This is a genomic window from Ruegeria sp. D1(2025) (assembly GCF_056536425.1).
The window spans coordinates 108,077-129,680 of record NZ_JBQFPO010000002.1 but is presented as its reverse complement, the minus strand read 5'-3'; the positions used below and the strand labels follow the sequence as shown (position 1 = coordinate 129,680).

The following is a 21,604-nucleotide window of genomic DNA, read 5'->3' as shown; positions in this document are numbered from 1 at the left end:
CATGAATTTGACTGCCATTGGCGATTTGGCGCGGGGCATGACGCTTCGCTCTCGTGCGACGGAAATCAAAACCCAGATCGAAAATCTTTCATATGAGATGTCGAGTGGAAAAGTGCAGAACATGTCGCACCGACTGGGCGGTGACTATTCACACTTACTGGATCTTGAGAACAAACTGACCCGGCTTGACGCTTACAAAGTCGCAACTGCCGAAGCTGGCCTTTTTGCGGATGCCATGCAGAAAAGCCTGACCATGTTCAGCAACTCGGTCGGAGAAATGTCCAACGCGCTGCTGGCGTTCGGCAGCGCAAGTCACACTGTGACGCATGAACAGGCTTCGGTTCAGGCCCAGAACGAACTGGACACGATGATTTCGGCGCTGAATACAAGGATTGGTGGACGCAGCCTGTTTTCAGGGACCGCTACGGACACTTCTCCGCTGCCGTCGGCTGAAACGTTGCTGGCAGCGCTTCGCACGGAAGTGGCCGGTCAGGTCACGGCATCTGACATCATGTTGGCGGCCGAGAACTGGTTCAACGACCCTCTCGGCTTCGACGCCGTCATTTTTCAGGGCTCCGCAACACCCCTTGCGCCCATGCAAATTTCGGAAAACGAACGTATTTCCCTGCCCGTAACAGCAACGGACCCATCCTTGAAAACCGCTTTGAAAGACATTGCGCTTGCGGCGCTGGCTACGGATGCTTCATTGGCACTGGCACCCGATCAACGCACTGCGCTGTTCACGCAATTGGGTGTCAATTTGGCCAATACACGTGACGACGCCGTGACGCTTCGCGCGCAGGTGGGCGCAGCCGAGGCCCGCGTCGACCAGGCGTCATCGCGCAACGCTGCCGCAAGGACAAGCCTGGAATACAGCCGGAATCAACTGATAGCTGCCGATCCCTATGAAACCGCAGCGCGATTACAGACCGTACAGTTTCAGCTCGAAAGCCTCTATTCCGTTACGGTTCGCAACGCCAACCTGTCGCTGGTGAACTTCCTGCGATGAAAACTCTGGTTCTCCTTTTGCTTCTGTTGCCGGGCATGGTTTCCGCAGGTGCAATACGATTGAAAGATCTTGTCAATTTCGATGGGGTCCGCGGCAATGACCTTGTCGGCTATGGCCTTGTCGTCGGCCTGAACGGAACCGGTGACGGGCTGAGAAATGCGCCTTTCACAGAAGAGATCATGTCCAACATTCTAGAACGGCTGGGCGTCAACGTTACCGGAGAAGACTTTCGCCCCAAAAACGTCGCCGCTGTTCTCGTCACCGCCAGCCTGCCCCCATTTGCACGAGTCGGTGGACAGATTGACGTGACCGTATCCGCCATCGGGGATTCAAAAAGCCTGCTTGGGGGGACATTGATCATGACACCGCTTAACGCGGCGGACGGTCAGATCTATGCAGTGGCTCAAGGCACGGTACTGGCCGGCGGCGCTGTGGTAGAGGGCGAGGCCGCATCCGTTGTGCGCGGAGTTCCGACGTCTGGCGTCATTCCGTCCGGCGCCCGGGTTGAACGTGAAATCGAATTTGATCTGTCGTCGCTCAGTCAAATCCGCCTGGCCCTGCGAGAACCGGATTTCACAACGGCTGAACGAATCGAAACTGCAGTCAATTCAGAATTCCGAAAGGCCGTGGCCATCATGAGAGATTCCGGCACGGTGGAACTGAGCATTCCTGCCACCGGCGCACGATCAGCTGCGCATGCACTTCGGCGCATCGAAAACATCCTGGTAGAGCCGGAAACCAAGGCTCGTGTCGTGGTTGATCAACGTTCGGGCACCATCGTGATGGGTCAGGAGGTGCGTATCTCGAGGGTGGCGGTATCCCAAGGCAATCTGATTCTCACCGTCGAAGAGGCTCCGATCGCAATCCAACCCAACCCGTTCGCGCGTGGCGAAACGGTGGTCGTTCCCAGAACCGTCGCCGGTATTGACGAAGAAGAAGGCACCGGGCTGGCAGAAATACCCGAAGCGACAACCTTGTCAGAAGTGGTGGCAGGTTTGAACGCATTGGGCGTTTCTCCACGGGACATGATCGACATATTGAAGACGATCAAAGCCGCCGGTGCGCTGCATGCTGAATTCATTGTTCGCTGACACCAAGGCCGGCCCAGTCATATTCGGCCCCTACTTTGACTTCCAACTGTTCAGCCACCTGCGAAACCTGCTGCTGCGTTCCTCGATCGCGTCGCCTGCGGCATACAGGCCGTCTTCCACATTCTCCATCATTGGGTCGATGCGGGCTTCTCGGAACCTGCGCCAGCGCACCCAGATGGCCCAAACAAGGGCGAAGAAAACAGTCAGGAAGATGATGTTGAACCATGGAATGATCCGCACATCCGGGCTGTCGACCTGCCATATCTTAACGGCGTTCGGAAAGATCGAAAGGAATTCACTGCGCCAGCCGTAGTGACGTACCACCACCCAACGCGGCGCCTCGGTTGTTGATTTCAGGTCTGCCGCTTCTGCCTGCAGGTTCGAGGAGTTCAGCTTGAAGTAAGGCGGCCAGCCCCAGCCTGTATCCTCGTTCCGATAGACCATGACCTTGCCGTTGGTCTTGCGGGTCTGGATGAAGAACACATCACGGTTCGGTGTGGTCGGGTCGCTGCCGACATCATGAACCGACCAGAAGATGCTGTTCTCACCGGGGTCGATCCGTTTTTCATAGGTGTCCGAGATCCGAACCACGTCATGCTGCGGCAGGGTGTAGTTCAACACCGCCGCGATCGTACCCCAGAACAGGATGATGATGGCCCATTTGACATAACGCATTAGTCAAACCCTCACATGAAATTCGAAACATAAATCAGGATCGCGATCAGGCCCAGCGGCACGACATAGATCCCAAGGATCAGTTTGCGGCGAAACGATCCGTCGTACTTTTTCAACCCGCGCTGGACAAAGGCGTCCCTGTCGCCTGTCATGCCCTTTTTCTCCCAATGTGCGATCAGTTTACTGCGTCGCACCCGGCGGGAATAGATCGACACGCCAACGTAAAGGACGGTCAGAACGATCAGCAACGGGATCAGAAAGCGGAGTGCGACCAACATTTAACTTCTCCCTACTGCGCCCCAGGGACCAACGCGCGCGATGATATCATCGCTGACCCGATCACTGCCACTCATGTCCGGCTCATGCCCAAACAGCGCGGCCCGGGCGCCTGCCTTGTCCACCTGATACTCTCGCGCAAGGAACTCGGCAACATAGGCTTTTTTGGTTTCCGGCCATGTCGAATAAGTGCGGTAGAACAGCTCTTTGTGGCAAATGAACATCTGGCGAGGATCCAGCGGGGCCAGTTCGGCCAACAGCATATTCACCAGATCGCGGTGCAGCGTATCGGCGGCGCGCAAAGTATAGAAATAGGCCGGATGATCCGAAGTTATACGCGGCCAGGGCCCGCCGTCCGTCGCCCAGCGCAGCAACTGCGCCAGACCGTGGTAAGCCTCGGGCAGACGGTCCGAATTGTTGCGCGCCAGACGTCGCATGTCGCTGCGGTCCAGCCCGGTCAGATCGACATCGGCATCCGCAGCAGCATCGATGGTCAGGAAATCCATCTTCTGCTGCAGGATTGCGGCGGCATCCACGCCGCGCGCCTTGACGATGGGTTCGACCAGATCATTGTAGTCGAGAAATTTTGCAATCTGGTTCCGCTGCGACGGACCAAAGATGTACTTGATCGGCAGGCCATCCGGCCTGTCCCCCATGCAAATCGCCGCCGGGTGGTCCAGATCCGGGAACAGATACAGCCCGCCGAAATGCGCCGTCCAGAAGTTGCGCTGCTCGAATGCGGTGTGGCGCAGGCGGACGGGATTGCGCGTGACGTCCCCCGTCTCCTTGGCTGTCTCGATCATCTTCGCGATCAGAACATCATCGAACCAGGCATCCTCTTCGGTTTTGAACCGTTCGACCATCCCCGCCAGTTGCTGTGCCTTGCGCAGAGTGCCGCCTGCGGTGTCGGCCTCAATCTCGATCTTGCGCAGGTTCAGCAGATCGCGCGGCGTTGTGAGTTTGATGACCGAGTTCACCAGCTCTCCGGCCACCGCATCGGTGGCGGTCAGAGCGAACAGCTGCGCCTCGTTCATCTCGATGAATTCACGCAGGATATCGCGCGAGGTCGAGAATTTGACGTTCAGCAAAGGCGCGCGTTTCTGCTCGGTCGTCAGCAGGATAAACTGCCGGTTGACCCCGTTGGGGTTGAGGTAGAGCTCATCCTCCAGCTCAATCCCAACCTCGGGCGAATACCCCGAGATATCGACATGAAAATCCGTCAGCTCCGTGGTCTTGCCCGCCAGATGCTGCAGCGCGCGGTTATACCGCTCGACCAGAGCCGGGCTGGAGATGTGGACGAGATTGCCGAACATCAGGCCTTTTTCGATGAGGCGGATCATTATTTGAGTTTCTTTCGGAGAAAGTCCTCAATGGGGGTCATTGCTCTCTCATAGTCCTTACGGAATTCATCGTCTTCGGCCAATGTATCATACATAATATCTCGTTTTTTTCTGAGGCTCCTCTCGGCAGCACTTCGTGCTCCTTCGCTCAGAGAAGGGTTTGAAGCACGGAGGAAATTTTGAACAATTATTCTCAACTCCGTTTCTAGCTCAAAAAGGGGATTTAGTAGATCTCGAGAACTGGACCCCCAAATAGCTTCAGCTTCCAGAAGAAGTGGATAGAGGTCAGATCGAACGTCCACGATCTTTTCCCATCTCTTTTCGTAGACTGCGGCGGTTTCAAAAAATCTTTTCTTTTCAAAGTCGCTTTCATCCGGCTCTTCTTTACCTTCAATTGCTGCTTCAGTTTCTGCACCCCAGATCGCCGGATGACGTACCGTTGCGACAGCATCTTTGTGCCTAAAAATCAGTTTCAGAATATCTGTCGCGAGCTTGTGATCTGTTTGAAAAGAAATCTGTGCTTTCCAAGTTCGCAAACCCACCCACGCTGCCATTGCTGCAAAGATTGCCGCAATTGCCATAATGACATTCGCAAGTGCCATCCACCCGTCTGCGCCCATTAGTCTTTCCCCTCCAGATACCGCCGCTTGGCCTCCTCCATCCGGCCCATCTCGCGGACGGCGTTCTCGATGGCGACCTCGTCGCTCTTGTCGGCATAGCGGAACTCGCTGTCGGCGTAGCGGTTGATTTCCTGCATCACCATCTCGACCGTGATCGGCTGGCGCAGGTCCTCGATCATCGCTTTCTTGGTGTCGTAGTCGCGGAACAGGAACAGGTCGGGGTTCTCCATCCACTCGTCAGGCAGTTCGAAATCCATCGCGCGGACCTTGACCGCGTCGGTGATGTTCTTGATCGCACGACCGGTAAAGCGCTCATCCGCCTGCTGGATCGCCTTGAGGTAGGTGCCCAGCTTGGCAATCGTATCCATCTGGCCGATTTCACCGGACACCCGGTCATAGACCTGCAGCAGAGCGTCCTCATGCGGGCGGGAGTGGCTTTCGAAACTGGCGGCGACAGCCTTTTTGATTTCCTGCGCGGCATAAGCTTCGTGTTCGCCCAGCGGGATGTCGTGGTTGCGGCCCATCAGCAGATGCAGGATGTCGATGTAATCCTCGCGCGTCTGCGGCCCGTCCACCAGGAACCGCGCGCCTGCTCGCTGGCGCAATGCGTCGTCCACATTCTCGGGGTAGTTCGAGAACATGCCAAAGGTGCAGTTGCCGCGCACGACGGTGTTGGCACCCGCAAAGCTCTCCATCAGCACGGCAGTGATTTCCAGTTGACCGGCTGACGACTGCCGGTCGCCGCGTTTGCCCGCCAGCTGGTCGATGTCGTCGATGGTGCCAAAACCGATAACCGAGGGGTCGATGATCGTGTTGATAAACGCCTTGGCGTTCTGACCGGATTTGCCCTGATAGCTGTCGATATTGTCGGTGCTCAGGTTCTGATAGCGGAACGGATAGCCCGCGTTCTGGCAATAATCGTTGATCAGCCCGGCGATCATCTGGATCAGGGTTGTCTTGCCGGTGCCTGGTTTGCCATCACCCATGAAGGTAAAGATGAACCCGCCAAGCTCGGCAAACGGGTTCAGGCGGCGGTCGAAGTCATAGGCCATCAGCATCTTGGCCAGCTTCATCGCCTGATATTTGGCGATATGGTTGCCGACCACTTCGTTCGGTTTCTTGAAGGTCATGGTCAGGGTGGTGGATTTGGCCTTCGAGGCTGGCTCAAACCCCCGGATCGTCAGGTCGTCAGACTCGATATGCCAGGCAGCGTTCTGGAACGGGGCCAGATGGCCAGCCGATTGCGCGCGCAGGGCGGCCTTCTCCATCAGTTGCTCGGCATAGGCGCTGGTTGCGGCGATCAAATGCGCATCATCGGGAGCGTGTTTGGCAAAGGTCTGGTCCAGTTCCCACAACGCGCCATGCAGAGCGAGTTGGCCGTTGTCAGTCAGAACTTCCTCAATCTCGCCGATATCAACCGTGGTCTCACCCAGATGCGATGACATGAGGTAAGCCAAAGCATTGCCGAATACGTGCGACGTGATCAGAGCCTCCGCCGTCAGCAGTTCCGAGAACTCGGTCTTGCGTGCAGCGGGCAAATCCCCGGTCAAATTCGCACGCTTTAGATCGGCTAACGGGGTCTGTTCCGCGTAGGCCTCGGCCACGGCCAAAGCGATGGCAATCGCCCGTCGAATAGCTTGTTGCGTTGTAGCCTGCGGTGGCGAGACCAATGCATCGCCATCATCCGAGGCTTCGATCCGTTCAACCAGATGCACCCCGTCGGCGCGCACCGTGCGCCGCGTCACCAAACCCGGTGTCGTCGACCGAAACCGTCGCCCTGTCGATACACCCGGAGACCGCTCAACTGCCGCCCCTACCACATTGGCAATCCGAGGCGCGTGTTCGAAACCGTTCAGCAAAGCGGTCGCCGCCGGATAATGCTTGCGAATATCCGCCTCACGCAATTCAATCTGATCTGATGTCAAACTCATCTCAAAAACCGCCCTTGCTTCATCTTTTCAAAAGTATTCCCGCCGGAGGCACAGAATCTAATACCTCAACACCTGCCCGGCTTTACTGACGACGAACTTGCGCACATCGGCAAAGCCTGGCGGGTTGCGCTCGGCCAGCACTTGAAACGGGCGCTGGGGCAGGATGATGGAACGTTGGGTACGCGTGGCCCCGGTCTCGGCCCCCTGCCCGCCGAACGGGTCCAGCGCAAAAACCTCGCGCTCGACGGTAGAAAACCACCCGGCGCGTTCTTCGATGACCTCTTCGCTTTCCAGCTCTTCCGTGGTCCAGGCCAGTGCCCAGTCATGACCTTCGGGCGCCTGCGCGTCCTCCAACACCTGCCGAAGGGGGCCTGATTGCTCGGTATAGGCCGAGGAATACATCGGTCCCACATGGATGCGGCGCAGGTGTTTGGGGTGGAGGTCGTCAAAGTCCTGATCAAATCCCTTGGCAATGGTCACCAGTTTCAACCCGCCTAAGGACTGCGCCATCAGATGAGCCTGCACTTCGGGCCAGCGGCGTTGGTCCTTGGGCAGGGCGGTTTTGCCGCTATCCTCTAACTGCATCAGGTAGATAACCGGCAGGTTGATCTGGCTGTCATAGACCGCCCAGTGGATCATGAACCTGCGCCGATCCCCCTCATTCCCGATCCAGTGGCATTCGGGATCGTTGCGGGCCCAGAACAGCTGACCTTTCAGCAATTCCTCGTAATAGAGCCTTTGGGACAGCGCGAATTGCAGCTTGGTGGGGATTTCCTGATCCCCGATGATGGTCCGCACCATGTCGGTTTTCAGGTCATCTTCCGAGGGCATATTCGCCAGATGCACCTGCGCCTGCTGCGCGTCATTGGCCATGGTTAGCAACTCGGCCGCCACAGGAAATCCGCTGTCGCGTTTGTCCATGGCGAGGCTGCCAAAGAACCGCCCGGTATCGCGCCCGACCAGCAGGTATTTCATGGAAAGCGCCCGGAAGGTGTAGAGCAGCCCCGAGAGGTAGCGCGACACGATCCGCACCTCTTGCTTGCTGATCGCGCCCTCCGCCTCCATCGTCGCGGCCACGCGCAGGAGGTGGACGGTGATCACCTCGAATTTGCGGAAATAGCGGCGCGAGGCGAAGGTATCGGTCAAGCCAACATGGTCTTGGGTGGGGTTAGTCATTTTCTTCTCGACCCAAAGTCGTGGATACCAAACAAATCCCTCAAGGATCGGGGCCAACTAGCCGTCATTCTGTCCAAGATTTTTTGGAAGGTAACAAACAGCCAAACCATCCCAAACCAAGTCTGTACAAACAAATAAGCAAAACCGATCGTCCAGATCGCTGCGGGAATGTACCAAAGGTACTGGGCAGAACCCTCAAGTTGGAACGCTGGAATGTCCTTGGCCAAGTACGCAAAGTAAAGCGACAAGCCTAAGGCAGCCAAAACTCCGACGTATTTGATTACGGGGTTTCTGAGCATTACCCACCATACAAATTCTTATCATGCTTCTCGACAATCGAGGCGAACCGGCGGGCAAAGCGTTCATCCGCCTTGGCCTTTTTCTCCAGCACGTCGCGGGCAAAGACCATGTGGTCCTCATGCGCCTCAAGCATGTCGGCCATTTTCTGGTTGGTCGCGGTGCCGATGGCGGCCATGGCGGTTTGCGCCTCTTGATCGGTCTGCACGCCGATCTCGTTGATGCGGTGGGCTACGTCCTGCTGCTGCGCGGTTTTCAGAGATTTGGTCAGCGCGTCATACAGAACCACGCGCTGTTGCGTGTCTGTCTGCAGCTTGTTGATCAGCACCATCTGCGTCGCCGCCTGGTTCTGCAGTGAATCGACCCAAGTCTTGCCCTTTTCGATATAGCGCTCCAGCGTTTGCGACTTGGCCAGCTTGACCTGTTCTTCCTGAACCTTGGCGTTGTATTGCTTGTTCAGCTCGGCCAGTTCGGTTTCCAGCTGGGTGCGCGCGGCGGCGTCCTGTTCGACCGAAATCTTGTTCTCCAGCGTGATAATCGTCGGGTCCATATTCTGAATTTCAGCGCGCAAGGCTTCCAGTTCGGCAACAGTCGCCTCACGGTCATCCAATGTACCGGTCAGGTTGTTCTCGACCTTGACGCGCTGTTCCTCCAGCACAGATAGCTGCCCTTCCAGCAATTTCACGATCACGTCGGATTTGGCGATCAGGTCCTGCAGCTTGTCGTCGATATTGGCCGTGCGCATCCTCTCTTGCCGCATCGACTCGGACTTGGCCTTGGCAAAGATGCCGACAAAGCTCTCCCACCCGGTTTTCGAGCGCATCTCGTCGAAATCCTTGGAAAAGGCGTTGGTCACGTCGTCCAGGCCCATGATCAGCTCGGCGATATTCGCATTCATCACCTCAGTATGGGCGTGCACGAACTCAAGCGTCGCGTTCTCGATGTCGATATCCGCCTCGGCAGTGCCGATCTTGGCGCGCGCGGCCTCAATCCGCGAGGTCAGCCCTTCGATCTGTGACTGACTTTCACGCACTTTGGTCTGAGTTTCCTGAATCAATGCCTCGAACTGTTGGTTCGACATCTGTCCTATCCTTGTTTTTTCTTATCTACCCAATGAGATAGTGGATGTTATGACAATTTACATCCCCATGGGTCTCGAAATCACCAGAACTTTGGCAAAATCAATCAGAAAAAGATAGGCGCGGCGATACAATCCAAAGCTGTATTATCAGCCGACCCTGACGTTCTGTTGTCCATATTCTGGATTGATCCGTCCTCCGGAGTGGCCATGGACAAAACCCGCGGCACATGGTTGGGTGCGCGCAAATCTTTTCCTGCCGGAGACTGACTCATGCTGGACGCAACAACCGACCTCAAATCAATCCTGAAAAACCCCGATCTGCTGGTGACCAAAGCCTATGTTGGCGGCCAGTGGGTGGACGGTGACAATGGCACCTTTGCAGTGACCAACCCCGCGCGCGGCGATGTGGTCGCCGAGGTTGCGGATCTCAGCCGCGCTCAGGTCGCTGGTGCGATTGCACAGGCGGAGGCCGCGCAGAAAGAGTGGGCCAAGCTGACCGGCAAGGAGCGCGCCGTGATCCTGCGCCGCTGGTACGACCTGATGATGGAAAACTCCGAGGATCTGGGCAAAATCCTGACCGCCGAGCAAGGCAAGCCACTGGCCGAGGCCGTTGGCGAGATCGCCTATGGTGCATCCTTCATCGAGTTCTTCGGCGAAGAGGCCAAGCGCGTTTACGGTGAGACGATCCCCGGCCATCAGCGCGACAAGCGGATCATGGTTCTGAAACAGCCGATCGGCGTTGCAGCCTCGATCACGCCCTGGAACTTCCCCAACGCGATGATCACCCGCAAGGCAGGACCCGCGCTGGCCGCTGGCTGCGCGTTTGTCGCCCGCCCTGCAGCCGAAACACCGCTATCCGCGCTGGTTCTTGGCCTTCTGGCCGAAAAGGCCGGCATCCCTGCGGGTGTGTTCAACGTCGTGCCGTCCTCGCGTGCCAGCGAGATCGGCAAGGAGTTCTGCGAAAACCCGGGTGTGCGTAAGCTGACCTTTACCGGCTCGACCGAGGTGGGACGCATCCTGCTGCGCCAAGCCGCCGATCAGGTCATGAAGTGCTCGATGGAGCTGGGCGGCAACGCGCCTTTCATCGTGTTCGACGACGCCGATCTGGATGCAGCCGTCGAAGGTGCCATGCTGTGCAAGTTCCGCAATAACGGCCAGACCTGTGTCTGCGCCAACCGGATTTACGTACAGGCCGGTGTCTACGATGAGTTTGCAGCCAAGCTAAAAGCAGCGGTCGAAGCGTTGAAAGTCGGCGACGGTCTGACCGCGGGCACCACGACCGGTCCGCTGATCAACGCCGAAGCTGTCGCCAAGGTTGAGGAACACATCAAGGATGTCACCGACAAGGGCGGTGCAGTTCTGACCGGCGGTCTGCCGCATGACCTGGGTGGCACCTTCTTCCAGCCGACAATCGTGACCGGTGTGACGCAGGACATGATGGTCGCGCAGGACGAGACATTCGGGCCGCTCGCGCCGCTGTTCAAGTTCGAGGACGAGGACGATGTGATCGCCATGGCCAACGACACGATCTTTGGTCTGGCCTCCTACTTCTACGCCAAAGACCTGAGCCGCGTCTACAAAGTGGCCGAGGCGCTTGAATACGGCATCGTCGGCGTTAACACCGGCATCATCTCGACCGAGCTTGGCCCGTTCGGCGGAGTCAAGCAATCCGGCCTGGGCCGCGAAGGCAGCCACCACGGCATGGAAGACTATCTGGAGATGAAATACGTCTGCCTGTCGGTTTGATACGGCGCGGTCTGGTATTTGGGTGCGCTTGCCACAATAGCGCACCCAAAGCGTCATCTTCCTTCAATAGGCGTTGCTGATTTCCAACGCGACCTGCTGCCTTTCCTGGCCTCGACCGGCGGTTAGCTTCTGGAAAAGATCGAAGGACAGGCCATCCTGCCCGCGGGCGACACGGTGTTCTAGTCGATCGGGTTGGTGGTCGAGGATCCAACTTTCAAACACTGAGTAAGATGTGCTTCGTGCGAAATTTGCGCGGGGCTTTTCTTTTTTTGTCGGCCTTGAGCCAATTCTACTAAATGCTGCACGGAGCACGAATGTCCGATGGTGGGTGAAGCTTCACCAGCCGCACGGGGCCCGTTGGATCAAATCTCCCACTTGAAGCCTGTTTCTTGTTCAGTCACGTCCCAAAGCCTTGTCATGACGTGTTTGTCATACGCGTGTGGGTTCAATGTACCCTTGCCGACCGGGCCAACGGCTTCAAAGCGGCCTGTTGGTCCGTAGAGCGCGCGTTGTTCGGTCAAATTCTCTTCGGTGGCGCACATGACTTCGGGATAGGACCCTTGCTCGGCCGTTTGAACCATCGGCGTCATGGTCATAAGCCACCAGATGAACCGCATCGTCCGGCTGCCACTTGTACTGATCAGTGACGTTGCCGACGAGCCGGGATGGCAGACATAGACCTCGACCTTGGTTCGCCCTGCGGCTGCAAGCCTGTCCTGTAGTTCATAGGCGAACATCATTTGCGCGAGCTTGCTTTGTGAGTATGCGGTATTAGGCCCGTAACCCTCTTCCCAGTTTATGTCGTCGAAATTGATCGTCTTCAATCCCATGTTGTAGCCAAGACTGGCAACAACAACGATCCGACCTTTCGAGGCTTCGATCCGCTCGAACAGAAGACCACAGAGTAGGAAGTGACCGTAATGGTTGGTGCCAAGCTGGCTCTCGAACCCATCCACGGTCAGTTTACGGGTTGGCACCTGCGCGATCGCAGCATTGCAGATGAGCGCGTCAATCCGGGGAACGGAATTCAGAACCTCGTCCGCAGCTTCACGCACGCTTGCGAGCGAAGCCAGGTCCATTCGTATGAAGATCACTTCTGCTTCACTGCCGAACTCACTCTTCAGGTCTGCAACAGCTGCCTGAGACTTCTCAGCCGAGCGGTTCAACATCACGACCTTAGCTTTCTTCTTTAGAAGCGTCCGCGCGGCTTGGAACCCGGCACCGGCGTTGGCACCCGTGATGAGATAGGTCTTGCCGGAGAGGTCGCCGAGGCGCGCGGGCATCCAGCCTTTGGGTCCGAATGTGGTATCTGGCATCTTTTGTCTCCTATCTGCGTTGGCACAGGGGCCGAGCGAATTGTGTTTCAACTTGGAGATGCAGATAATTCTCGCTAGAACGCGGAAACAGGCGAAATCATCACAAATACTTGCCCGATTGTATCAAAGTAGTTGCCAGCATCGATCTGGAGCCATTACATCCCTCTTATGAGCAAGGATCAGATCAAGCAAATCATTGCAGACCGAACCGAAATGGACGGCCTGACCGAGACGGGCATCAAGGGTGTACGGCTGTTTCGCGCCACGCTTTCAATTCCTTGTGTTCCCGCTGTTTATGAGCCCTGTGTCGTGGCCATTGTCAGCGGGGTGAAAGAAGCCGTCCTGGATGGCCGAAGATACGAATACGACAGCAGCCAGTATCTCTGCTGTCCGATGTCGATGCCGGTCAAGGCGGGGACGCCTTTGGCTTCGCATGACAACCCGCTCTACGGGGTTATGATCTCACTGGAACAACGTGTTATGGCCGAGCTGGCGATGGAGATGGAAAATGCCGGGGGCGTTCTGCCTTCGGTCAAAAGAGAACTGCGGGAGCCCGGAATTAGACTCGCGCGATGGGACGATGGTTTTACTGATGCGCTGCTGCGGCTACTGCGCCTCGGATACAGCGAGACGGATACAGCGGTTCTCGGCGAGGCGCGATTGCGTGAGGTGCTCTATTCGATCCTGAAGGGAGAAGCTGGCACCTTCGCCCGACAGGCATTCGGTGCTGGCAACGCCATCGCACGTTCCATTGCGCACGTGTCGTCAAATCTGGATGCGCCGATCTCGATTGACGATATGGCAAGCCGAGCGGGTATGAGCCGGGCCGTCTTCCATCGCAAATTCAAGCAGGTTACGACGATGGCCCCAATCCAGTTCGTTAAGTCGATGCGGCTCAACAACGCCGCCATGAAGATCGCGGGCGGGATGCCTGTGAACGAAGCCGCGATGGACGTTGGCTATGTCAGCCCGTCCCAGTTCAGTCGCGAGTTCAAGCGCACGTATGGGCAATCGCCGAGGCAATGGGGAGAGGCAAATCAACTTCCGGTCGATGTTGCATGAAGCTGACTTGCGGGAGCGGAGCGGACCTTGGAGCCACCGCAGCGAACGGAAGCTTTGTCCGCATTACGGCCACTCACTGACCCCCCAAAAAAACAACGCCCCGCGTCTGGAGGAACGCGGGGCGGGTGTTGCGACGGTCCGGGAGGAGGAGACCGTCGCAGGATCTTAAAGCGCGTTAGTTCACGGCCTTGGCGTCAACCACATCCTTCTCGATGGCTTTCGCCGAAGAAATCTCGATCCGGCGCGGTTTCAGTGCTTCAGGCACTTCGCGCTTCAGGTCGATGTTCAGCATGCCGTTTTCATGGCTGGCACCGGTGACACGGACATGGTCGGCCAGCGCAAAGCGGCGCTCGAACGCGCGCGTGGCGATGCCGCGGTGCAGGTAGCTGCGCTGTTTGTCTTCGGCGGCTTTCTTACCGGCGACGATCAGCGCGTTTTCCTTCACTTCGACCGACAGGTCATCTTCCGAAAAACCGGCGACAGCGACGGAAATCCGATAGGTGTCGGCATCGGTTTTTTCGATGTTATAGGGCGGGTAGCTGGGCTGAGCCACGTCGTTGGTCAGAACGCGGTCCATCATGTCGGCGATCTGGTCGAAACCGATGGTGGCGCGGTGCAGCGGTGCAAAATCAAATGTACGCATGTGTCGTATCCTCATGTTTGAGCGATTCACGATTTGTTGCCCTCCGTTCGGACGGGCGGTGATGTTTTCCGAACCCCGTTGTGGCGATCCGGTACAATTCACATGGGTAGCGATTTCGCCGAGTTCAAGACCCGCCAGCACCGATGAATTTCGCACCCGAGCTGGACTTGCCCGATCCCACCTGCAACCGGCGGATCGAGGCCTTGGGTTGCGGCGCATCCCGCCGCATGATCGCCTTGAGTTCGGACACGACGCCGGCCAGTTCCATACCAAATCCGACCTTTTTTCCGTCATAGACTCCGACGGCGGACACCACGGACAGGATCTGCCAGCGCGGGCCATTTTTCGCCAGTATGGCCGAACCGGATGACCCGAAGGTAATATCGCAATCAAAGGTAATCAGACCCAGACGTCGTTCCAGAATTCGGCACGAACGCTCGCGCATGATCGCCTCGGACCGGCCCAACCCGTATGAGGCAATGGTGATTTCCTTGTTCAGAATTTGCCCGCCATGCAAGGCGAAGGGATCGGCAATCGTGTAAGGGATTGGCTTTTCCAGACGCATGAGCGCGACATCGGCGCGAACCGCTTCAGGCGAAAGCGGTTCATTCGCGCCATAGGCGGGATGGGCGGCGATCTGCACCACGTTGCGTTCGGCCAACGCCTTGCCGTTGCTCAGCCCGGCGCGGAAAACCACCTCGCCAGACCGGTAAGGTTTGCCGGTTTTCTTGTCCAGGGCGCAATGCGCTGCCGTCAGCACCAGGTCCTGCGCAATCAGCGTTCCGGTACAAAACGACCGCGACCCCACATCCAATCGTCCGACCGCTTCCCATCCATACAGATCATCGCGGTCCACCAGCGTGCGTTTGCTTGATGTCTGGGCGGATGCTGCACCGATCAGAACGGACTGACAAAACAGGAAGAACAGCAGAAACCTGATCATGGCCTTACGAACCTAGCCCCGATGTTTTTGCCTGAATCACCGGTTTTAGAGCCGTATCCGCGCCCCGCCGACAGTTCTGCACGCAACAATTGCAGCGCATCCTCAACCGCCGTACCGATCGCGACACTCTTGCCGCCCATCATCGCCTTGGCCGCAACGACCGAGACAATGCGGGGACGATTACCAGCAAAGGAAAACACCGGCGCGCCTGAAGCGCCAAAATCCACGTCGCAGGACATCACCAGAACACCCCCCTGCCCGGTCACGACAGAACAGACCTCCTGCAGGGATGGTGCCTCGGCCCTGTCCTGTGCGTAGGACACAACACCCACTTCTTCGCCCTGCACAGGGCGTTCACCAGTTTCGAAAGGAATGACCGTTGTGTTCCGGACCGGCTGCCACAACTCGATCAGCGCGATATCATGCCGGACACGTTCTGACGGGGTTCCGCCGTCAAAACGGTATTCTGGGTGGATTACGACCTGCCGGGCAGCGCGGTACGCCGATGCGCGGCCCAGGCGCCAACCAGCGAGAAACTCGATCAACGCGGGGTCAATCCGACGGCGCGTCGATTTGTCGAAAAGGCAATGCGCTGCAGTCAGAACCAGTCCGGGTGCAATCAGTGTCCCGGTGCAAAAACCGGTACCGGCGATATCCAACCGCCCGACGGCCATCCACTCGCGCCCGGAATCCGAAGTCTCAAGGCTTTTCAGCCCCGTGTCCTGCGCCATGGCTGCCATTGGCAACACAGCAAACGCTATGGCCCTGATCCAGTTTCGCACGCATGTCTCCGGCATTGCTAAAGACAGTTTGTTACGCAAACGGTGCGGCGAAAATAGGGCGCAGGCCCAGCCGGGGTTTTTCCATCACAATTGAGGCAGCGTTGCATCAACCGCGACTACTTCAGAATGGGTACGTCACCGCCGTCGGCTGTTCGGCTTTGTTGCAAGGCCCTGGGCATTGGGCCGCCAGTCGCCCAGTCCAGCAACTCGACCGTGTGCAGGACGGGCGTACCTGTTCCCGAACCGATCTGCATCATGCACCCAATATTTCCGGCGGCGATCACGTCGGGCTTTTTCGCTTCCAGTGTCCGCACTTTGCGTTGTCTGAGTTGGGCCGAAATTTCAGGCTGCAACAAGTTATAGGTTCCGGCGCTGCCACAGCACAGATGACTGTCAGCCGGCTCGGACACGGTGAAACCTGCGCGCTTCAGCAAATCCTTGGGATAGGTTTTGATCTTTTGCCCGTGCTGCAGCGAACAGGCCGCGTGATAAGCCACACTCATGCCCCGGCCTTCACTTTCGGGAAGTTCCAGCTGCATCAGAAGCTCGCTGACATCCATGGCAATTGCAGATACACGTTCCGCATCCGCAGCCAGCGCGTCGTTGCGGAACATGTGACCGTAATCCTTCACGGTTGTCCCGCAGCCCGATGTATTGATGACGATGGCATCCAGTCCCTTGCTGTCCATCTCGCGCGTCCAGGCCCGGATGTTGGTCGCGGCAGAAGCGTGACTTTCGCGCGTCTTGCCCATGTGATGGGTCAACGCTCCACAGCAACCGGCGCCATCTGCGACCACGACCTCGCACCCCAATCTGGTCAACAGGCGGATTGTGGCGTCATTGATATCGGTGTTCAGCGCCTTTTGTGCGCAACCTGTCATCAACGCCACGCGCTTTTTGCGTTCGCCCTTGGGCTCAAAGCACTGCGGATCATCGTTTCGGCTAACTGGCGGGATGTGTTTTGGTGCCATATCCAGCATTGCACGCAAACGCGCATCAGGCATCAGAAAGCGAAATGGCCGCCCCAGCTTTGCCCCGATCAAAGCCCACCTGAACCGCATCGGGTAAGGCAGGATCTGCGCCAGCATCCAGCGCAGTGCACGATCCATGAAGGGGCGCTTGTAGTTCGTATCGATATACTCGCGCGCGTGATCGACCAAATGCATGTAATGCACGCCCGACGGGCAGGTGGTCATGCAAGCCAGACAGGACAGACAACGGTCAATGTGTTTGACGGTCTTTTCGTCCGGAACGCGATTGTTCTCCAACATGTCCTTGATCAGGTAGATACGCCCGCGCGGGCTGTCCAGTTCATCCCCCAGAACCTGATAGGTCGGGCAGGTCGCAGTGCAAAAACCGCAATGCACGCAACTCCGCAGGATGTCGTTGGACCTTCGGATCGCGGGATCCTGCAACTGTTCTTCGGAAAAGGTTGTCTGCATTACCCTACCCCATCAGGCCCGGATTGAATAAACCCTTCGGGTCAAACCGCTGTCGCAATCCCTGCGTCAGCGCGGCCACCCCTGCAGGTTCGGGCTGAAAACGACCAAACTGTGCGATTTCAGCATCGCGGCCCCGAACAAGCGTGGAATGTCCCGGAACCCCCTCCAGCGCGGCCCGAAGATCGAACCCTTCGGGCGCAAGCGTCCAGATCAGCCCTCCGCCCCAATCCAGAAGATGAGTGCAGCCCGGCTGGTCTACGACGCGCAGCATGTCTGTCGGTTTGACGGACGTTTTCCAGACATTTCCCGCAGTGTCTGCGAAGGGCTCGACATCACGAACAGCCTTCCAGATCGCCTCGTTTTCCGCAGCGTCGGTCACTATTCGGTCGGGCTTTTGATGGTTGAACATTTCTGCCAGTTTGCCAACCCGATACGCAACTGAATCGCTGAACCCTTCAATACGAATGACCGTCTCGGACGTTGTTTGTTTCATCTGTGATCCGCCCGGCAGTCGCGCGGCACCCGTGACTTCGAAAGGGGACGCCAGCGCCTCGCTGAACAGTTTCAGGGATTGTGACCAGTCGCACCCGCTCCACACCAGAGTTGCCGAACTTTCCGAGCGCGGCAAAACTTTCAGCGAGACCTCGGTCAACACGCCAAGCGTCCCCCACGACCCGGCCAACAGCTTGACCAGATCGTATCCGGTGACGTTTTTCATCACCCGGCCACCGTTTCGGATCACTTGCCCCAAACCGTCGACATAGCGCACGCCCAAAAGAAAATCCCGACACGCCCCCGCCTGCACGCGGCGCGGCCCCGAGACATTGGCGGCAACCACGCCCCCTATTGTCGGCTCGCCTGTTGTGCCCATCAGCGCGCGATGATCCATCGGCTCGAACGCAAGCCTCTGGCCTTCGGCATCAAGCGCGGCATTGATATCCGCTACCGAAGTTCCGGCCCGGGCGACCAATGTCAGCGCGCCCGGCTCATAAAGGGTGATCCCGCGCAAACCCGACACCTTCAGGTCCGCATCCGGCCCGGTCACACCGCGGGTACCTCCCCCGGCAATTCGCACTGGCTGCGCCAGCCCGGCCACCATTTCGGCCAATTCGGCCTCTGTTTCAGGTCTCATGTCTCTTCTTCTGTTCCAAAATCCTCGGGGCGATCGCGCGACGAGGGCAGTGCCCCCTACTCTGCAGCAATTCGGCGCGTTGCCGAAACATCCAGTGGAAACACTTTGGCCGGGTTCAGCAGCCAGTTCGGATCGAACACATCCTTGACCGCCATCTGCGCTTCAAGATCCTGCGCCCCGTACTGATGCGTCATCAGATCGCGCTTTTCGATTCCGACCCCGTGTTCGCCGGTCAGACATCCCCCGACATCGACGCATAGCTTCAGTATTTCGGCACCGAACGCTTCGCATTTCTCAAGATCGCCCGGCTTGTTGGCATCGAACAGGATCAGCGGATGCATGTTGCCGTCGCCTGCATGAAACACGTTGCCGACAGGAAGTCCGAATTCCTTACTCATCTCGCCGATACGTCGCAGCACTTTTGGAAGCGATGAAACCGGGATCGTGCCGTCGAGACACATATAATCGTTCATCTGCCCCATCGCGCCAAAGGCCGATTTGCGCCCCAGCCAAATTCGGGCGCTTTCCTCGGCGGACTGGCTTTCGCGCAGTTCGACCGGGTTGTGACGTTTGGCGATCTCGACGATCTTGGACAACTGGCTGTCGATTTCTGCCTCGGATCCTTCGACCTCGACAATCAGCAGGGCTTCGCAATCCGGATACCCGGCTTTGGCAAAGTTCTCACAGGCCTGAATGCACAGACGGTCCATGAATTCGATTGCCACCGGCAGAATGCCTGACTTTATTATGTCGGACACGCACTGCCCGGCGACTTCGTTATCGTCAAAACCCATCAGAACAGGCCGGGCGCCTTCCGGTTTGCGCAGGATGCGCAGCGTTGCCTCGGTCACGACACCCAATTGCCCTTCCGAGCCGCAGATGACGCCAAGCAGGTCCAGTCGGCCTGAATCCAGATGCGCCCCGCCGATTTCGACAACGCTGCCGTCCATCATTACCATCTTCACGCCCAGCAGGTTGTTGGTCGTCACCCCATATTTCAGGCAATGCGCCCCACCCGAATTCATTGCGATATTACCGGCAATCGCGCAGGCCAGTTGCGATGAGGGGTCCGGGGCATAGAAGAAATCATTGGCTTCGACTGCACCGGTAACACTCAGGTTCGTTCGGCCCGTCTGCACCCGGATGAAACGGTTGTCGTAGTCTACCTCCAGCACATCGTTCATACGTGCGACGCCCAGAATGACACAGTCGGCGGTTGGCAGGGCGCCTCCGGCCAGAGACGTCCCCGCGCCACGCGGGACAACCGGCGCGCCTTCCTGATGGCAAATACGCAGAACCTCCGATACCTCCTGAGTGGTTGATGGCAGAACCACCAGCATCGGAGGGCACCTGTATGCCGTCAGGGCGTCGCATTCATAGGCCCGGGTTTCAGCCTGATCGTGAATGATCGCATCGCTTGGCAAAACCTGTTGCAGACGCATTGTGATCCTGTGCTTTCGTGAAATCACGTCCGGATCAGGCAGTGGCATTTCCATGGCGAACCCTCTCTTTTGGTAAAATAATATTACCAAAAGGGAGAGCTGACAAGCATTCATCTGGTGGCAGCTTCGGCCCCACATGAACAGTACCGCCCAAACGCACCGTCACACCGATCAGCTCTTCACATTGCGCTGACAACCGGTCGGACAGACACACAGACGTGATTAACAATCCGCTTACAAAACCGTAGCTTCGGACCATGCGATACCTGATTCTCAACCTTCTCCTGGCTGCGCCAGCCCTCGCCGACCCGCCCGTGATCGAAAATGTCTCGACCAGCAGCAACGGAGATACGTGGCGTTTTGATGTCACCATCCGTCACCCTGACACCGGCTGGGATCACTACGCGGATGGCTGGCGTATTCTCAACATGAACGGCGAACAGATTGGCATTCGCGTTCTGCACCATCCACACGAGACCGAGCAGCCTTTCACGCGATCCCTGAGCGGCATCACGATACCGGCGGGCACGTCGCAGGTTCAGGTGCAGGCCCGTTGCAGCGTAGACGGCTGGAACGCCGAGACGACAATCGTCCAGTTGAAGTGACGATCAGAACACACCCAGACTGATGCCGGCGGCCATGGCTGCCCCAACCTCGGAACATTTGTCCAGTTGGTCGGCCGGGATGGTCTTTTCGGCCAGTATAGCCTCGGACGTCTGGGCATGGGTGCAAACAATCAAATGGGGCTGCACCTCTTTCAATCGCCATCCCGTTGCGATCCTTGCGATCTGACGGGCGGCATTTTGGCCATCGGACCCGGCGCATATCATTTGTGCATACGGACGGCCTTCGATTTTTCCCAGAACCGGATAGTAGCTGCGGTCGAAGAATTCTTTCATCTGACCCGAAATCGCCGCCAGATTCTCGGGTCCGCAGAAGATGTATCCATCGGCGCGCAGCAGGTCCTCAGGCACAGCCTGACAGGCGGTTTTCAACACCACATCTGCCTCAGCCCGCCCCGCCTCTGCCGCAGCCTCGGCCATCTGGCGGCTACCGCCGGTGCGTGAATGATAAACGATCAGAAGCTGTGCCATGTCAGACCCGGTGATAGGGGCCGCCCGACAGAATAGTTGCGGCCCGGTAGAGTTGTTCGGCCAACATCACACGGACCAACATGTGAGGCCAGACCATCGCCCCAAAGGAAATGGAAAAGTCGGCCTCGGCGCGCAGACCCGGATCTATTCCGTCCGCCCCGCCAATAATTAGCGCCAGATCCTGTCGCCCGGCATCCCGCCAGTTGCCCAACTTCCGCGCAAAATCGGGAGAGGACAACACCTGCCCCCGCTCATCCAGCGTACAGTTTACAGCCCCTTTGGGCAGTGCCTTGCGCAGAAGCGCGCCCTCGGCGCCCATACCGGCGTTTTTCTTGTCTTCAACTTCGATCACCCGCACAGGACCAAGGCCCAGCGCGCGGCCGGTCCGGTCAAATCGGGTCAGATAATCGTCAAGCAGGGTCTTCTCCGGTCCGGCGCGCAATCGCCCGACCGCAACTATGCTGATACGCATGTCTCTCTCGCCTCCGGCCCGTTAATGCGGGCCG

The 21,604-nt window shown here is 57.8% G+C and carries 21 protein-coding genes; 5 read left to right on the top strand and 16 right to left on the bottom strand.

The window, feature by feature from the left end; all coding sequences use genetic code 11:
* The first annotated feature begins 1 nt into the window (after position 1).
* Together ACR1XU_RS06325 and ACR1XU_RS06320 are read left to right on the top strand one after the other, a co-directional pair.
* The gene (locus ACR1XU_RS06325) at positions 2-1,009 is read left to right on the top strand and encodes a flagellin (RefSeq protein WP_480904068.1); all 1,008 of its coding nucleotides are present in this window, start codon (positions 2-4) and stop codon (positions 1,007-1,009) included.
* On the top strand, positions 1,006-2,100 hold the full coding sequence (locus ACR1XU_RS06320) for a flagellar basal body P-ring protein FlgI (protein ID WP_480904071.1): 1,095 nt from the start codon (positions 1,006-1,008) through the stop codon (positions 2,098-2,100). The genes ACR1XU_RS06325 and ACR1XU_RS06320 overlap by 4 nt, the downstream gene beginning before the upstream one ends.
* Positions 2,101-2,130: 30 nt before the next feature.
* On the opposite strand, the gene ACR1XU_RS06315 is transcribed toward ACR1XU_RS06320, so the two are convergent.
* From ACR1XU_RS06315 to ACR1XU_RS06285, 7 genes are all read right to left on the bottom strand, one after another.
* Entirely contained in the window at positions 2,131-2,775 is a 645-nt protein-coding gene (locus ACR1XU_RS06315; protein ID WP_170805817.1) for a DUF1523 family protein, read from the bottom strand.
* Between the two features lie 11 nt (positions 2,776-2,786).
* Positions 2,787-3,053 (bottom strand): hypothetical protein, encoded by a 267-nt coding sequence (locus ACR1XU_RS06310; protein ID WP_170805816.1) that lies wholly within the window; start codon positions 3,051-3,053, stop codon positions 2,787-2,789.
* Positions 3,054-4,391, bottom strand: coding sequence for a DUF6638 family protein (locus ACR1XU_RS06305; protein ID WP_480904075.1), 1,338 nt, complete (start codon positions 4,389-4,391; stop codon positions 3,054-3,056).
* Positions 4,391-5,011, bottom strand: a complete 621-nt coding sequence (locus ACR1XU_RS06300; RefSeq protein WP_480904078.1) for a hypothetical protein — start codon at positions 5,009-5,011, stop codon at positions 4,391-4,393. Before ACR1XU_RS06300 ends, ACR1XU_RS06305 begins: the two co-directional genes overlap by 1 nt.
* The gene (locus ACR1XU_RS06295; protein ID WP_480904081.1) at positions 5,011-6,942 is read right to left on the bottom strand and encodes an AAA family ATPase; all 1,932 of its coding nucleotides are present in this window, start codon (positions 6,940-6,942) and stop codon (positions 5,011-5,013) included. The genes ACR1XU_RS06300 and ACR1XU_RS06295 overlap by 1 nt, the downstream gene beginning before the upstream one ends.
* Before the next feature lie 57 nt (positions 6,943-6,999).
* Positions 7,000-8,118: a hypothetical protein gene (locus ACR1XU_RS06290; protein WP_480904084.1), complete on the bottom strand. Its 1,119-nt coding sequence runs from the start codon at positions 8,116-8,118 to the stop codon at positions 7,000-7,002.
* A gap of 298 nt (positions 8,119-8,416) precedes the next feature.
* Positions 8,417-9,496 (bottom strand): hypothetical protein, encoded by a 1,080-nt coding sequence (locus tag ACR1XU_RS06285; RefSeq protein WP_480904087.1) that lies wholly within the window; start codon positions 9,494-9,496, stop codon positions 8,417-8,419.
* Between the two features lie 270 nt (positions 9,497-9,766).
* Between ACR1XU_RS06285 and ACR1XU_RS06280 the strand changes: the two genes are divergently transcribed.
* Complete coding sequence (locus tag ACR1XU_RS06280; protein ID WP_480904089.1) at positions 9,767-11,242, top strand: NAD-dependent succinate-semialdehyde dehydrogenase; 1,476 nt, start codon at positions 9,767-9,769, stop codon at positions 11,240-11,242.
* Between the two features lie 362 nt (positions 11,243-11,604).
* On the opposite strand, the gene ACR1XU_RS06275 is transcribed toward ACR1XU_RS06280, so the two are convergent.
* Positions 11,605-12,558, bottom strand: a complete 954-nt coding sequence (locus ACR1XU_RS06275) for an SDR family oxidoreductase (protein WP_480904092.1) — start codon at positions 12,556-12,558, stop codon at positions 11,605-11,607.
* Between the two features lie 168 nt (positions 12,559-12,726).
* Between ACR1XU_RS06275 and ACR1XU_RS06270 the strand changes: the two genes are divergently transcribed.
* On the top strand, positions 12,727-13,620 hold the full coding sequence (locus ACR1XU_RS06270) for an AraC family transcriptional regulator (RefSeq protein WP_480904095.1): 894 nt from the start codon (positions 12,727-12,729) through the stop codon (positions 13,618-13,620).
* 175 nt (positions 13,621-13,795) lie between these two features.
* Here ACR1XU_RS06270 and ACR1XU_RS06265 read toward each other — a convergent pair whose 3' ends face one another.
* The 6 genes from ACR1XU_RS06265 to ACR1XU_RS06240 all read right to left on the bottom strand — a co-directional run bounded on the left by ACR1XU_RS06265 (position 13,796) and on the right by ACR1XU_RS06240 (position 20,058).
* The gene (locus ACR1XU_RS06265) at positions 13,796-14,263 is read right to left on the bottom strand and encodes an Hsp20 family protein (protein WP_170681897.1); all 468 of its coding nucleotides are present in this window, start codon (positions 14,261-14,263) and stop codon (positions 13,796-13,798) included.
* 124 nt (positions 14,264-14,387) lie between these two features.
* Positions 14,388-15,206, bottom strand: coding sequence for a trypsin-like serine peptidase (locus ACR1XU_RS06260; protein ID WP_480904099.1), 819 nt, complete (start codon positions 15,204-15,206; stop codon positions 14,388-14,390).
* Positions 15,203-15,988 (bottom strand): trypsin-like serine peptidase, encoded by a 786-nt coding sequence (locus tag ACR1XU_RS06255; RefSeq protein ID WP_321250447.1) that lies wholly within the window; start codon positions 15,986-15,988, stop codon positions 15,203-15,205. The genes ACR1XU_RS06260 and ACR1XU_RS06255 overlap by 4 nt, the downstream gene beginning before the upstream one ends.
* A 116-nt stretch (positions 15,989-16,104) precedes the next feature.
* Positions 16,105-17,430: a glycolate oxidase subunit GlcF gene (gene glcF / locus ACR1XU_RS06250; RefSeq protein WP_170681894.1), complete on the bottom strand. Its 1,326-nt coding sequence runs from the start codon at positions 17,428-17,430 to the stop codon at positions 16,105-16,107.
* Between the two features lie 4 nt (positions 17,431-17,434).
* Positions 17,435-18,562 (bottom strand): FAD-binding protein, encoded by a 1,128-nt coding sequence (locus tag ACR1XU_RS06245; RefSeq protein ID WP_480904102.1) that lies wholly within the window; start codon positions 18,560-18,562, stop codon positions 17,435-17,437.
* A gap of 56 nt (positions 18,563-18,618) precedes the next feature.
* Entirely contained in the window at positions 18,619-20,058 is a 1,440-nt protein-coding gene (locus ACR1XU_RS06240) for an FAD-linked oxidase C-terminal domain-containing protein (protein ID WP_480904104.1), read from the bottom strand.
* A 203-nt stretch (positions 20,059-20,261) separates the two neighbouring features.
* Between ACR1XU_RS06240 and ACR1XU_RS06235 the strand changes: the two genes are divergently transcribed.
* Positions 20,262-20,609, top strand: a complete 348-nt coding sequence (locus tag ACR1XU_RS06235; protein ID WP_170615572.1) for a hypothetical protein — start codon at positions 20,262-20,264, stop codon at positions 20,607-20,609.
* A gap of 3 nt (positions 20,610-20,612) precedes the next feature.
* Here ACR1XU_RS06235 and ACR1XU_RS06230 read toward each other — a convergent pair whose 3' ends face one another.
* Together ACR1XU_RS06230 and rlmH are read right to left on the bottom strand one after the other, a co-directional pair.
* The gene (locus ACR1XU_RS06230) at positions 20,613-21,098 is read right to left on the bottom strand and encodes a flavodoxin family protein (RefSeq protein WP_480904107.1); all 486 of its coding nucleotides are present in this window, start codon (positions 21,096-21,098) and stop codon (positions 20,613-20,615) included.
* Position 21,099: 1 nt separating this feature from the next.
* Complete coding sequence (gene rlmH, locus ACR1XU_RS06225) at positions 21,100-21,570, bottom strand: 23S rRNA (pseudouridine(1915)-N(3))-methyltransferase RlmH (RefSeq protein WP_480904110.1); 471 nt, start codon at positions 21,568-21,570, stop codon at positions 21,100-21,102.
* Positions 21,571-21,604: the final 34 nt, after the last annotated feature.